The sequence below is a fragment of the Mesorhizobium onobrychidis genome, assembly GCF_024707545.1.
GTDB lineage: Bacteria > Pseudomonadota > Alphaproteobacteria > Rhizobiales > Rhizobiaceae > Mesorhizobium > Mesorhizobium onobrychidis.
Window position 1 is genome coordinate 4259258 of sequence record NZ_CP062229.1, and the last position, 13208, is coordinate 4272465.

The following is a 13208-nucleotide window of genomic DNA, read 5'->3' on the forward strand; positions in this document are numbered from 1 at the left end:
CCAAAGTGTAAACGATGACGAATTCGTTCGGTTTCGGAAGGGTGCTCTTGTTGCTGGCCGTGTTTGGGCTGGCCTTTGCACCTTTGGGAGCTTCGTCTTCGAGCGCTGCTGTTGCCGGGTCGACTTTATCCATCATGCAGGGCGACATGCCCTGCTGCCCGGACGGCAAGCCAATGGTGCCGGACTGCGGCAAGGATTGCCCGCTCGCGGTCCTGTGCGTGTCGGGCCTCGGCAGCGTTCCGGTTCCCGAAACGCCGACGTTCCTCGTCCAAGCCCCGAGCGGAGAGGAGTTCCTCGACGGCAGGGAAGCGGTCCTTTCGTCGCTTATCGGGAAACCCCCGCCCAGACCACCCAAAGCCTGACTGTCACAGGCGCTTCCAGCGCCGGAATCCGTGCGGCCGAATGCTGCGCGGGCGGAGTCGCATAGTGTCTGCCATGCCAATGCCGTGCGCAACGGCTCAATGACATTCGGAATCTTGAAAACATGAAATCGAAATTTTTCCCACGCGCTGCGACGCTCGCGTTCGCATCCGTCATCGCGGCTTCCCAAGCGGCCAAGGCCGCGCCCGAGGACTACGAATTCCAACTCGTCGAGAACGAGATCAAGGAAGGGAACGGTGCAGTCGTCGCCGTCAGGCTCCTCGACAAGCGGACAGGCGCTCCGGTGAACAACGCCGTCGTATTCGCCACCAGAATGGACATGGCTCCGGACGGAATGGAGGCGATGACCGCGCCCGTCGAGGCGCTGCCGCCCGAAGAACCCGGCATCTATCGCTTCAAGACCGACCTCATCATGGCGGGAGGCTGGCGCTTCTCGATCGCGGCGAAGGTCCAGGGCGAGGCCGACACGGTTGAGCGCCGCCTGGTATTCAAGGCCGTCCAATGAAAAGGTTCGCCTCATTCCTGACCCTTGCTGTATTGGCGGCCGGGGCGGGCGCGGGCGGATACTCGGCCGGACAGCATGATCTGTCCGTGTTGGACGTCGTGCATATGATCGAGACGGCCATCGGGCACCCGCCCAGCGCGGAACCGATCCCGACGACTGCCGATCCGGTTCCCTTTGGTCCCATCATTTACTACCGCCATCCCGACGGAGATCCCGCCTATTCGTCGACGCCTAAGCGCACCGAGGACGGCCGGGATTTCGTCGCGGTCCTGGCGAGCGAAGACGTTAGCTTCGAGGTTCGTCCCGAGATGAAAGCAGGCGGCGGCGCGGCGGCGGCACCGAGTGGCCGGAAGATCCTCTACTACCGCAATCCTATGGGCCTGCCGGACACGTCGCCGACCCCCAAGAAAGATTCCATGGGGATGGACTACATTCCTGTCTTCGAGGGCGAAGCGGATGACGGCTCGACGGTCAAGGTATCGGCAGGAAGGCTGCAACGGACAGGCGTGAAGACAGTACTCGCCACCAAGAGCGCCGTCGTGCGTCCGGTCCGGGTTCCCGGAACGGTCACGCTGGACGAGCGACGCGTCACCCTGGTCTCAACCCGTACCGAGGCCTTCATCGAGGAAGTGGCTGACATCACGACCGGGGAGGCTATCGAGAAAGGTAGCCCGCTTGTGCGCCTTTACGCTAGGGAAATTGCCCAGGCAGGTGCTCTCTATGCCGCCGATCTGAAGGGCGGGTCAGACCGCAACGCCGCCGCCGGCAGCTTGCAGCGTCTGGAAAATCTCGGCGTTCCTGCGGAAGCGATTGCTGAGATCGAGAAGACGAGGAAGGTGCCGATCTCGGTTACGCTGATGGCACCACGCAACGGCGTTGTCCTGGAGCGCATGGCGGTCGACGGCATGATGGCGGAGGCGGGCCAGACCCTGTTCCGGATCGCCGATGTCTCGACCCTCTGGGTGATGGCCGACGTGGCGGAATACGAGTTGAGTTCGGTTCGTATCGGGGACAAGGCGACCGTCCGCATCCGCAGCCTTCCGGGCAACGTGTTCGAAGGTAAGGTCGGTCTGATCTACCCTGAAATCCAGGGGCAGACCCGCACAGCGCGGATTCGCATCGAACTGCCCAATCCCGAAGGGCTGCTGCTTGCCAATATGTATGCCGAGGTCGAGATCGCGACGGGCGGCACTGATCCTGTCGTGACCGTGCCTGACAACGCCGTCATCGACACGGGGGACCGCCAGGTCGTGATCGTCGACAAGGGCGAAGGCCGCTTTGAACCGCGCGACGTGAAGATTGGCATGCGCGGTGACGGTATGGCCGAGATCATGGAGGGCCTCGCCGAAGGCGAAAAGGTCGTCGTCTCGGCTAACTTCCTGATCGATGCCGAGAGCAACCTGAAGGCCGCGCTCAGCGCGCTGACGCCCGCGGAGGCAAAACCGTGATCGCCAACCTCATTGCCTGGTCGGCACGCAACCTCGTCCTCGTCTTTTTTGCGACCGCTCTGGCCGCAGCTGCGGGGGTCTACTCGGTCAGGACCTTGCCGCTCGATGCCATACCGGATCTCTCCGACATCCAGGTCATCGTCTTCACCGATTATCCGGGCCAAGCCCCGCAGGTGGTCGAGGATCAAGTCACCTACCCGCTGACGACCTCAATGCTCACCGTTCCAAGATCCAAGGTGGTCAGGGGTTTCTCCTTTTTCGGGGTGTCCTTCGTCTACGTGATATTCGAGGACGGCACCGATCCCTATTGGGCGCGGAGCCGCGTGCTCGAATATCTGAACGCGGCCGCCAGCCGTCTGCCCGATGGCGTATCCCCGGCGCTTGGACCGGACGCGACAGGCGTCGGCTGGGTTTATCAGTACGCGGTCGTTGCCAAAGAATTGTCCCTCGCGGAACTCCGTTCCCTGCAGGACTGGGTCGTGCGCTTCGCAGTCTCGAAGGCGGAAGGCGTGTCCGAGGTCGCAAGCGTCGGCGGCTTCGTCAAGCAGTACTCGATCGTGGTCGATCCGTCGCGGATGCGCGCTCAGGGCGTGACGCTTTCGGAAATTGGCGAAGCGGTTCGCACCAGCAACATGGACACGGGCGGCCGCACGGTCGAAATCTCCGAGTTCGAATTCATGGTGCGTGGACGCGGCTACCTGAAGAGTGTGTCCGACATCGAAAGCATTGCGTTGAAGTCAGTCAGCGGCGTGCCGCTCAGGCTCGGCGACGTCGCCAAGGTCGAGATCGTGCCTGACGAGCGCCGTGGCATCGCCGAACAGAACGGCGAGGGCGAGGTCGCGAGCGGCATCGTGCTGCAGCGGGTGGGCGCGAACGCGCTGACGGTCATCGAAAACGCGAAGGAGAGTCTCGCCGAGATCGAAAGGAGCCTGCCTGAGGGCACCGAGATTGTTCCCGTCTACGATCGTTCAAAGCTCATCGAGGCTGCGATCGAGACTCTGAAGTCGACGCTGGTGGAGGAGAGCATCGTGGTCGCCCTCGTCACCATCGTGTTCCTGCTTCACGTGAGGAGCGCACTGGTCGCCATCATCATGCTGCCCGTCGGCATCCTGATGGCTTTTGCCGCTATGAAGCTGCTTGGCCTCGGCTCCAACATCATGAGTCTGGGCGGCATCGCGATCGCCATTGGTGCGATGATCGATGCAGCGATCGTCATGATCGAGAACGCCCACAAGCACCTGGAACGGGCGCCTCCGGGCAAACCCCGCATCGAGGTTTTGATCAAGGCTGCAGCTGAGGTCGGGCCAGCGCTGTTCTTCAGCCTGCTCATCATCACCGTCTCGTTCCTGCCGATCTTCACGCTGGAAAGCCAGGAAGGCCGCCTGTTCGGTCCGCTCGCCTTCACCAAGACCTTCGCCATGGCGGCGGCGGCGCTGCTCTCGGTGACGCTAGTGCCCGCCCTGATGGTGTTGCTCGTGCGCGGCCGCATCGTGCCGGAGCACAGAAATCCACTCAACAGGCTGCTTATCGGGATCTACCGGCCGATCATCGCCGGCGTGCTGAGGGCAAAGATGTTCACGATCCTGCTCGCGATTGCCGCCCTTGCCGTGACGGTTTGGCCGGCGCGCCAACTCGGCAGCGAGTTCATGCCGAATCTCGACGAAGGAACGTTGATGTACATGCCGACGACGCTGCCGGGCCTGTCCGTCACGAAAGCCGCCGAACTGATGCAGATGCAGGATCGGATCATCAAGTCATTCCCTGAGGTAGAGTCTGTCTTCGGCAAGGCGGGCCGGGCACAGACCGCGACCGACCCCGCGCCGACCGAGATGTTCGAAACGATAATCAACCTGAAACCGAAATCGGAATGGCGGCCCGGAGTCACATCGGAAGGTCTGAAAACCGAGATGGACGCCGCGCTGCAGTTTCCAGGTGTTTCAAATGCCTGGACCATGCCGATCCGCGCCCGCATCGACATGCTGTCGACGGGCATACGCACGCCCGTTGGGGTCAAGGTCTACGGCACCGATCTCGCTCAAATGGAAAATGTCGCGCGCCAGATCGAGGCGGTACTGAGGGCCGTGCCCGGCACGTCCAGCGCCTATGCCGAGCGGGTGATCGGAGGTTACTATCTCGATATCGTTCCCGACCGGACCGCCCTCGGCCGCTATGGGCTGTCGGTCGGCGATGTGCAGGATGTGATCTCCATGGCGCTCGGCGCAAAGATCATCACGTCCACAGTCGAGGGCCGCGAACGCTATGGTGTCGCCATCCGCTATCCGCGCGCGCTGAGAAGCGATCCCGGCGCAATCGCCCGCGACGTGCAGATCGCGCTGCCTGGCGGCGGCTTCGTGCCCCTCGGCGAAGTCGCCAAGGTCGAACTCACGCGCGGCGCGACCTCGATCCGCACCGAGAACGGACAACTTGCAGTCTACATCTTCGTCGACATCGCCGGCCGTGATCTCGGCGGCTATGTCGGCGAGGCGCAACAGGCGGTCGCCGCAGAAGTAAAACTGCCGCCAGGTTATTCGGTCGCCTGGAGCGGGCAGTTCGAATATCTCGAACGTGCCCAGGCACGGCTGAAGATCGTCGTGCCACTAACGCTCGCGCTGATCTTCCTGCTGCTCTACCTCAACTTCCGGGCGCTGACCGAGACGCTGATCGTCATGCTGTCGCTGCCATTCGCAATCGTCGGCGGCATTTGGATGATGTGGTGGCTGGGCTTCAACATGTCGGTCGCGGTCGCGGTGGGCTTCATTGCGCTCGCCGGCGTGGCCGCCGAAACCGGGGTCATCATGCTGATCTATCTGGACAACGCGTGGAGCGAGGCGAAGGCCAGATGTGTGGCCGGGAAGCGGAGTTTGACCAAGATGGACCTTAACGAGGCGATCATGTTCGGCGCCGTCGAGCGCGTGCGGCCGAAAATGATGACCGTCGTCGCCATCATGGCGGGCCTCCTGCCAATCCTGTGGAGCACGGGAACCGGATCGGAGGTCATGCAGCGGATAGCAGTGCCCATGATCGGCGGCATGATTTCTTCAACGATCCTGACGCTCGTCGTGATCCCGGCCGTTTACGGCATCGTCAAGGGCTGGCGGTTGCCGCGGCGGAGCGCGGTAGCGGAGCCAAGTGCAGACGCTCGGCTGAAGTTGGCCGCGGAATAGGAGCGAAAAATGATGGATCAGATGATGTCGGGCGGCATGTGGGGAATGGGCGTGGCAGGCTTTATTCTCCTCGCTCTGGTCGTGCTGGTGATCATTGCCTTGGTCAAGTTCGTGTTCTTCAGATGACAATCGCGGTACCGAGGGCGCGCGGTCTGATGACGCCCTCACACGAGGCTTCTAGTCGTCAAGCCTGACGCTTGGTACCGGCATCGTAAGGTCGCTCGTGGTGGAAAGCGGACGCTTCAGGCCGGACGTTTTGCCTACCAACTAGATTATGTTGTCCTTGCGCGGCGGTTGATGTGTTGGAGTGGACTGTGGGTGCGTCCCTTTACGAACCGGTCAACGTCTACAAGCCTCACGGACCTGATATCGGCGTCGTTGACGGCCCGTTTGAGTATCTGACGATAGCCGGAGTAAAGCTTCCGCTGCCATTTACCACTCGGATGACGGTCGTGCGCCTGTCGAACGGTGATCTGTTCCTTCATTCGCCCATCAAGTTCTCTGCGACGCTGGCCGAAGAGTTGCGGAACTTGGGCAGGATCCGCCACCTCGTTTCACCCAACCAGTTTCACTACGCTCATATCGGTGAGTGGTCGAAGGTCTTTCCAGAGGCAATCACATGGGCATCACCCAGAGTTCGCCAAAGAGCGCTGGCACGGCACGCCGATGTGACGTTCACGCGAGATTTGGAGACCAATCCGCCGGAGGCGTGGCGGCGGGACATGGACCAGACGCTGTTTCCCGGTGGCTACTTCAAAGAGTTCATATTTTTCCACTACGCTTCAAAGACGCTGATCCTCACAGACACGATCATCAATCTCGAACTGGACATGATCGATGAACCTTGGCGCACGGCGACGAAGCTGACTCGGATGGACCATCCCCACGGGCAGACCTTCTTCGGTATGCGGCTGCCAATTCTCCTTCAGCGGCAGAAAGCAAAGGCAGTAATAAGCAAAATCCGGTCGTGGCAACCGCAGCGGGTCATTCTCAGTCACGGCCGCTGCTTTGATGCCAATGGGGACGAGATCATCCGCAGAATATTCGGAAAGTCGGCGCGGTGAGGCAGTGATTTGCAGGCCAATGCCTCGCGATAGGTCGGAACGGGTATTCCGCACCGGGGGTACCAAGCGTCAGACTTCACCACTAGGCGGCCATTTTCCGGCAGCTCTCTGCACACCGACGGCAGGCCTCTACGCATTCCTGCATGTCACCGAGACGCTCGCAGTCATCCGCGCATTCGTTGCAGATCTCCGCGCATTCGCCGCAGGTATGCTTGTGGTGGCTCGGAACCGATGAGCATGAAATGCGCCGATGTCCGGCAGATCTCGGCGCACGCCATCATCAACGTGAAGTGTTGTTTTTCGGTGTGTTGACCGCCCAGTTCCAGGCAGTGGCCCATCGCGGTCGAAAGGCACACGGAATAGCAGCGCAGGCATTCGTCGATGCAGCTTTTCATTTCGGGGCTAAGGTGATGCATGGGGGTGTCCTTTTTTCGATCCTAGTGTTCCGTCTCTAACGAAAGGATTCCCTTTAGCTCTCTGATGTGCGAGTCAGAGGGCATGTCAACTGAATCGGGCATCCGGTTGTCTCCTGAGGATCGGGCGACGCTGGAAGGTTGGGTGGCGGACCGCAACTCGCCACAGAAATGGGTTTGGCGGGCGCGGATCGTGCTGATGTGGGCGGACGGCGACGGCGTCACCGCGATTGTACGGGCGACCGGCAAAACCAAGCGAACCGCCTATCGCTGGCGTGATCGTTACGTTGCGTGCGGCATTGAGGGGCTGAAGCGGGATGCCAGCCGGCCGAGCCGCAAGCCGCCGCTTTCGGCCGAGGTGATCAAGCGTGTGGTGGATATGACGCTGCATCAGAAGCCGCCGGCGAGCACCCATTGGTCGGTGCGCAAGCTCGCCAAGGTGGTGGGGCTCAGCCCGTCGAGCGTGCAGCGCATCTGGGCAGCGCACGGGCTGAAGCCGCATCTGATCAAAAAATTCAAGCTGTCCAATGACAAGGCGTTCGTCGAGAAGGTCCAGGACGTCGTCGGCCTTTATCTCAACCCGCCGGACAAAGCCCTGGTGCTTTGCGTCGACGAGAAGAGCCAAATCCAGGCGCTCGACCGCACGCAGCCGGGGCTGCCCATCAAGAAGGGGCGGGCCGGCACGATGACCCATGACTACAAGCGCAACGGCACCACGACACTGTTTGCCGCCCTCGACGTGGCCACCGGCAAGGTCATCGGCGAATGCATGCCGCGACACCGCCACCAGGAGTTCCTGCGCTTCCTGCGCACGATCGATCGCAACACGCCCAAGCACTTCGCCCTGGATTTGGTGGTCGACAACTACGCCACCCACAAGCATCCCAAGGTCAAAGCCTGGCTTGCCCGGCATAAGCGCTTCCGCCTCCACTTCACCCCGACCTCTGGCTCCTGGCTGAACCAGGTCGAGCGCTTCTTCGGGCTCATCACCGACGACGCCATCCGCCGCGGCGTCTTCCGCAGCGTGACCGACCTGACGATCGCGATCGAGGCCTACCTGGAGCATCACAATGCCGACCCCAAACCCTTCATCTGGGCCGCCAAGGCTGCTGACATCCTTGAAAAGGTCGCACGAGGGCGTCGAGTGTTAGAGTCACAACACTAGGTAGCGCGCTACGGCGCCTCCTAACGATCACTTCGCGTTCGTCTCAAGCCACTGCTTGAACTCGCCGATTTCCTTGGTCTGGGCGTCGATGATCGTCTGAGCCATCTTCTTGGCTTCGTCGTTGTCGCCGTATTTCAGCTCGACTTCGGCCATGTCGATCGCGCCCTGGTGATGCGCAATCATCCCGCAAGCGAAGGCGACATCAGGGTCTTTGGCCATCATGCCTTGCATCATGGCAGGATGCATCTTCATCATTGCCGCCATGTTGGCCTTGTGCGCTTCATCCATGCCCGACATGTCCATGTTGGCCATTCCCGGCATGGTGTGCCCGGCTGATGCGCCTTCAGCCTGACCGCATTGCTCCGGCAAGGACGTTGGCGCCACATCTATTGACCGGTCGGATGACTGCTGAGGGAACGCCGCCGAGGCGAAAACCGAGAGCAGCAGTGCCGTGGCGATCGTAAGTTTGGTGTTGGCCATGATTCATCTCCTGAGTGCTTGACCTATGACGCGCGGCGCCAGAGTCTCGCCTTGGCGCCGGCTCGTGGCATGAAACCGTTTATGGTTTTGGAGGTCGGTCCAATGGGTCAGGGATCCGCGAGCTAGGCAGACCGGCTGTTTCGATGCGGACAGGAGATTTCAGGGTCGGACTCGACAGAGTCGCCGCGACAGCCGCGAACCCGGCCATGCAGTGGAGCGCCGAACAGCAATGCGCGACGTGATGGCTGGTATCCGCGCAAGGGTCAGCGGCACCCGCCTCGCTTGCCTGTGCCGTGGTCTGCGGCATTTGCAATAAAGCGCTGGAAGATTGATGATCGTGGTCCAGCGCGTTGGCGAGTTGCGCTCCGGACAAAAGCAAACCTACAACGACGCAGATGAAAAAGGCTGCGTTCGCCCGCCAAAGAACCTACACGAGTGCACCGCATGACATGCTGCGTAACGGAAGCGCGGAAACTTTGTTCCGATGCGGTGGGTTGCCAGCGTAGACGGAGCGGACTGCATCTATGGATGCAGAGCCGTCGGCTCCTCATGCTGCTTGCGCCACCCGTACGGGGTCAGGCCCCGCGGCTTGTATAGCGACAGCGCCACGGGCACGAGCAATACCAGCAGCCCTCCCGCGGCGTGGATCACAGGTGATATCCTCAGCCCGTAGAGATCAGTGTTGGAAAACGTCGTCTCTGCCGCGACATCTGCCAGATAGCCAATCAGCTCAAGTTGAAGCAGCAGGACGACGGTGACGACGAGATTCAGCAGAAGTTTCGCCACGACCCAATAGTGCCGGAACAGGCCCCATGGAGTGCCCAGTGACTGGACAAGCCCGGTGACCAATGAGGCCAGGACCAGCGGAACGATGACGTACCAGGCGGTCAACTCCATCGCGAAGTAGGCGGCGCGCACCACCTGCAAATCCTTGCTGGTCAGTCCGGCGACGGCGAGAACAAGGAAGCCGGTGACCGCACCAAGGGAGCCGACCGACGAAGCGACATGCGCGGTGAGCGCGAACTTTCGAAGGCCGGGTGTCATGGTCATGGCTGTTGCATGCCAGGCTCTGTAACGCTGGAGGACGGCAGGTGCCGACCGGGACCGTGAGGCCCGCCGACGCCGGTGAAGAGCGCAGCGATCACCAGCAGGACCAGGGCGATCACGATAATCCCCGACACTTTCACCCAGCGCGGTGTGCCGGGGTAATCGGGCGGGTCGGCCATGTGCGTCTCCTGCGTCGCGCGCGGCATCGAGTTTCATGACTACGAAAACTTTATCGAGACAGTGTGTCTATATCAAGTCTTGGTGTCTCGTATCTCGACATCGCTGATACGCCACGTATATTGGGGCGGTGCCGAAGCTGTGGAACGAAACCATCGATGCCCACCGTCGCGCGGTACGCGACGCGACCCTCGACGCCACCGCGGCGCTGGTGGCCGAGCACGGGCTGCTGTCGGTGACGATGGCGAAGATCGCCGAGGAGACTGGAATAGGGCGCGCGACGCTGTACAAGTATTTTCCGGACGTTGAAGCGATCCTCGTCGCCTGGCACGAACGTCAGGTCACCGGTCACCTTGAACATCTCATTACCATTCGGGACCAGGTTGGCGACACCGGGGAGCGGCTAAAAGCGGTTCTTGAGGCCTATGCGTTCATTTCACACGAACACCATGGCACCAAACTCGCGGCACGCCTGCATCGAGGCGAACACGTCGTCAAGGCGCAACATCAGCTCCACCATCTCATCCGCGATCTGCTGGCCGAGGGCGCAGCGACGGGCGATCTCCGGGACGACGTCGCGCCTGGCGAGCTTGCGACCTATTGCCTCCACGCCCTCACGGCAGCCAGCAGCCTGCGATCCAAGGCCGCGGTCCGCCGGCTCGTCGCGGTCACTCTGGCCGGGTTGAAGCCTCCGCGTCGGTCAGACGGCGGGCTGGGCTGCGCAGACTTGTCCGATGCACCGCAATCCCGGTCCTGATATCATGCCCGTCATGATGGTAAGGGCGAAGTTGGAGGCGACGAGATGAGACAACTACTGGGAATTCTGGTCGCGAGTCTGATTGCGGCGACGTCGACCGGATCGGCTGCAGGAGCCGAGGCCGTCTCGGTTTCGCAACTGAAGGAACATACCCACATCCACGGGCTGGCCGTAGATAGGGAGAATTCCGGCAAGCTCCTGATAGCGACCCACCATGGACTCTTTCGCGCCGGGTCGGACGGAAAGGCAGAGCTCATTTCGCCGGTGCAGGATTTTATGGGGTTCACGCCGGACCCATCCGACCCGAGGTCGCTCTACGCCAGCGGGCACCCGGCGGGTGGGGGCAATCTCGGATTCATCGCCTCAGCCGACAACGGCGTTACCTGGAATCAGGTTTCGCCGGGAGCAGACGGCCCGGTCGACTTTCACCAGATGACGGTCAGCTCGGCCGATCCTCAGGTTCTCTACGGCGCCTACGGCGCGCTACAGGTGAGCCGCGATGCTGGGAAGACATGGTCGGTGGTTGGACCTCTGCCGGAAAAGCTGATCGACCTTGCCGCATCGGCGAAGGACGCCGAGACGATTTACGCCGCGACGGAGGGAGGTCTATCGGTCAGTAGGAACGGAGGCCTGACCTGGGAAGCGGTCGTCGATGGCGCGCCCGTCAGTCTCATCGAGGTGACGGCCGACGGTTCCGTCTATGCGTTCGTGGTGGGACGAGGACTTGTCCGGTCCGCGGAGGCTGCTCTGAACTTCGCGCCCCTTTCCAGTGGCTTGAGTGACCGAATCCTGCTGCACCTCGCGGTCGATCCGGCCGACAAGGATCGGATATTTGTCGCGTCTCACCAAAGCGACATCCTGGCCAGCACCGACGGCGGCGCCAACTGGACCGAACTCGGTCGTTGAGGCGGTGACACACCGGATCGTAGGGTGATTGGAAAGCTGGCGCTTATGCTTGCTCTCGCCGCCTTGGTGGCGGTCTGCGTGGTTCTTGTTTTCGGCGGCAAGTCGGGCGGGATCCTCAAGCCCGACGATGCCCGTGTCATCGCGCGCGGCGAGGCCGTTTACGTGGCGCATTGCGCCTCTTGTCATGGCAGGAACCTCGAAGGTCAACCCGAGTGGAAAGCGCAGGACAAGGATGGATTCCTTCCGGCGCCGCCGCACGACGAAAGCGGTCACACCTGGCACCACCCGGACACGCTGCTGTTCAGGATAACGAAACTCGGTGTCGCCGAAGCCGCCAACCTCAAGGATTACAAAACGCGGATGCCAGCTTTCGGAGGAATCCTGACCGACGCCGAAATCATCGCGGCCTTGTCCTATATCAAGTCGCGCTGGCCGGACGACTTACGCCGTCGCCACGACGAACTGAACCGCGTCTTCGCGTGGCGGGAATCGTCCGCACGATGAGCCGCATTGTGGCGGCACATCATCGCCGACGGGCAAGCTCCCGATAAAACGCCTCCGGCGTAACGGCGATCTCCGACGCAACGTGATGCCAGCGTCCCTTGGGCGGCAAGACGCCGCCGTTGCATGCCATCCAGACACTAACTCTCGCAGCGACTGACTTCAGGGATAATATCTCGGCCCGCGTCCGCGTCCGGTGGACCTCACCTGCCAAGTGTCGCAGCAGTGCGGAGGCCAGTGCGCGATCGCTTTCGAGCACCGCCATGGCCCTGGTGATCGGCACGGCGCGCACCATCGATGCCTCGGCCGCCAACGCATCGCAATGGTATCGATCCGCAAACAGCGAAGCCTCGGCCAGGATCGAAGCCGAGCCGGCACGCTGCAACGTCAGCTGGAACCCGTCAGGAAGTGCCCGGACAAGGCGCAGTTCTCCCGCGGTGACCAGGAAGAGCGACAAGACCGGGTCGTCCATACGAAACAGGACGCTGCCGGCAGGGAGAGATTGCTCGCGTTCCGCGAGTTCAAGGAATCGCTCGAAGAGGAGGTCCGACATGATCGCAATCATGTTTCAGTTCCTGCGGCTGTGTCAAACGTCGCAAGAAGAAACGCCGGAGATCGCTCGATGAACCGCATCCCCATTGCCGTGCTGTCCCTCATGCTGACTTTTCTTGCCGTCCCTCACGGGCTGGCACAGCAGCATGGCAACCATCACAAGGCCGCTGAAGGAAAGGATCCAGCCACTTCGTCTTATTCCGGGATGGAGAAACGCCGCGTGAAAGCGCTCTCGGGCGAGCAGATGGCTGATCTTTTGGCCGGGCGAGGGATGGGTCTGGCGCTGGCGGCCGAACTCAATTCCTATCCGGGTCCATCACATGTCCTCGAACTCTGGGATGCTCTTGGCCTAACCGATGAACAGGCGTTGCGGACCAAGGCCCTGCTGGATCAGATGAAGGCAGAAACGATCCCGCTCGGAAGACTAGTCATCGAGAAAGAGACCGAACTGGACCGCTTGTTCTCCGAACGAAAGATGACGTCGGCGCACCTCGCTGAAATGACAAAAGCCATAGCCGAGGTGCGAGGCGCGCTACGGGCAGCGCACCTGCGCTATCATCTCGAGATGGCCGAATTGCTTACCCCTGAGCAGATCCGCCGGTACTCTCAGCTTCGCGGATACTCTGGGCAGGTCGATTGAACAGGGCT

General features: G+C 61.6%; 14 protein-coding genes and 1 pseudogene. 10 read left to right on the plus strand and 5 right to left on the minus strand.

Annotated features, from left to right (window positions below; genetic code table 11):
* The first annotated feature begins 47 nt into the window (after positions 1 to 47).
* The 5 genes from IHQ72_RS21120 (at position 48) to IHQ72_RS21140 (ending at position 6562) form a co-directional block, all read left to right on the plus strand.
* Positions 48 to 362: a hypothetical protein gene (locus tag IHQ72_RS21120; protein WP_258117008.1), complete on the plus strand. Its 315-nt coding sequence runs from the start codon at positions 48 to 50 to the stop codon at positions 360 to 362.
* Positions 363 to 484: 122 nt separating this feature from the next.
* Positions 485 to 886 (plus strand): FixH family protein, encoded by a 402-nt coding sequence (locus tag IHQ72_RS21125; RefSeq protein WP_258117010.1) that lies wholly within the window; start codon positions 485 to 487, stop codon positions 884 to 886.
* A complete protein-coding gene (locus IHQ72_RS21130) occupies positions 883 to 2334 on the plus strand; it encodes an efflux RND transporter periplasmic adaptor subunit (RefSeq protein WP_258117011.1) in 1452 nt (483 codons plus the stop codon). The genes IHQ72_RS21125 and IHQ72_RS21130 overlap by 4 nt, the downstream gene beginning before the upstream one ends.
* Complete coding sequence (locus IHQ72_RS21135; protein ID WP_258117012.1) at positions 2331 to 5498, plus strand: efflux RND transporter permease subunit; 3168 nt, start codon at positions 2331 to 2333, stop codon at positions 5496 to 5498. Before IHQ72_RS21130 ends, IHQ72_RS21135 begins: the two co-directional genes overlap by 4 nt.
* 314 nt (positions 5499 to 5812) lie before the next feature.
* On the plus strand, positions 5813 to 6562 hold the full coding sequence (locus tag IHQ72_RS21140) for a DUF4336 domain-containing protein (RefSeq protein WP_258117013.1): 750 nt from the start codon (positions 5813 to 5815) through the stop codon (positions 6560 to 6562).
* 82 nt (positions 6563 to 6644) lie between these two features.
* On the opposite strand, the pseudogene IHQ72_RS21145 reads toward IHQ72_RS21140, so the two are convergent.
* Positions 6645 to 6978, minus strand: a pseudogene (locus IHQ72_RS21145) (four-helix bundle copper-binding protein).
* Positions 6979 to 7060: 82 nt separating this feature from the next.
* Here IHQ72_RS21145 and IHQ72_RS21150 point away from each other — a divergent pair.
* Entirely contained in the window at positions 7061 to 8140 is a 1080-nt protein-coding gene (locus tag IHQ72_RS21150; protein ID WP_258116586.1) for an IS630 family transposase, read from the plus strand.
* Positions 8141 to 8167: 27 nt separating this feature from the next.
* On the opposite strand, the gene copM is transcribed toward IHQ72_RS21150, so the two are convergent.
* From copM to IHQ72_RS21165, 3 genes are all read right to left on the minus strand, one after another.
* Complete coding sequence (copM, locus tag IHQ72_RS21155; RefSeq protein ID WP_258117015.1) at positions 8168 to 8620, minus strand: CopM family metallochaperone; 453 nt, start codon at positions 8618 to 8620, stop codon at positions 8168 to 8170.
* Positions 8621 to 9142: 522 nt separating this feature from the next.
* Entirely contained in the window at positions 9143 to 9670 is a 528-nt protein-coding gene (locus IHQ72_RS21160) for a hypothetical protein (RefSeq protein WP_258117016.1), read from the minus strand.
* Positions 9667 to 9846 (minus strand): hypothetical protein, encoded by a 180-nt coding sequence (locus IHQ72_RS21165; RefSeq protein WP_258117017.1) that lies wholly within the window; start codon positions 9844 to 9846, stop codon positions 9667 to 9669. Before IHQ72_RS21165 ends, IHQ72_RS21160 begins: the two co-directional genes overlap by 4 nt.
* A gap of 128 nt (positions 9847 to 9974) precedes the next feature.
* On the opposite strand from IHQ72_RS21165, the gene IHQ72_RS21170 reads away from it, so the two are divergent.
* Genes IHQ72_RS21170 through IHQ72_RS21180 form a run of 3 tightly spaced genes read left to right on the plus strand, consistent with a single transcriptional unit; the run spans position 9975 to position 12011 of the window.
* Positions 9975 to 10601 carry a TetR/AcrR family transcriptional regulator gene (locus IHQ72_RS21170; protein ID WP_258117018.1) on the plus strand — a complete coding sequence of 209 codons (627 nt, stop codon included), beginning with the start codon at positions 9975 to 9977 and terminating at the stop codon, positions 10599 to 10601.
* A 45-nt stretch (positions 10602 to 10646) separates the two neighbouring features.
* A complete protein-coding gene (locus IHQ72_RS21175) occupies positions 10647 to 11507 on the plus strand; it encodes a WD40/YVTN/BNR-like repeat-containing protein (protein WP_258117019.1) in 861 nt (286 codons plus the stop codon).
* 45 nt (positions 11508 to 11552) lie between these two features.
* The gene (locus IHQ72_RS21180; RefSeq protein ID WP_258117020.1) at positions 11553 to 12011 is read left to right on the plus strand and encodes a c-type cytochrome; all 459 of its coding nucleotides are present in this window, start codon (positions 11553 to 11555) and stop codon (positions 12009 to 12011) included.
* A gap of 19 nt (positions 12012 to 12030) precedes the next feature.
* Here the strand turns inward: IHQ72_RS21180 and IHQ72_RS21185 are convergent, their stop codons facing one another.
* The gene (locus IHQ72_RS21185) at positions 12031 to 12561 is read right to left on the minus strand and encodes a Crp/Fnr family transcriptional regulator (RefSeq protein WP_258117022.1); all 531 of its coding nucleotides are present in this window, start codon (positions 12559 to 12561) and stop codon (positions 12031 to 12033) included.
* Positions 12562 to 12630: 69 nt separating this feature from the next.
* Between IHQ72_RS21185 and IHQ72_RS21190 the strand changes: the two genes are divergently transcribed.
* Complete coding sequence (locus IHQ72_RS21190) at positions 12631 to 13200, plus strand: Spy/CpxP family protein refolding chaperone (protein ID WP_258117023.1); 570 nt, start codon at positions 12631 to 12633, stop codon at positions 13198 to 13200.
* The last annotated feature ends 8 nt before the right edge of the window (positions 13201 to 13208 follow it).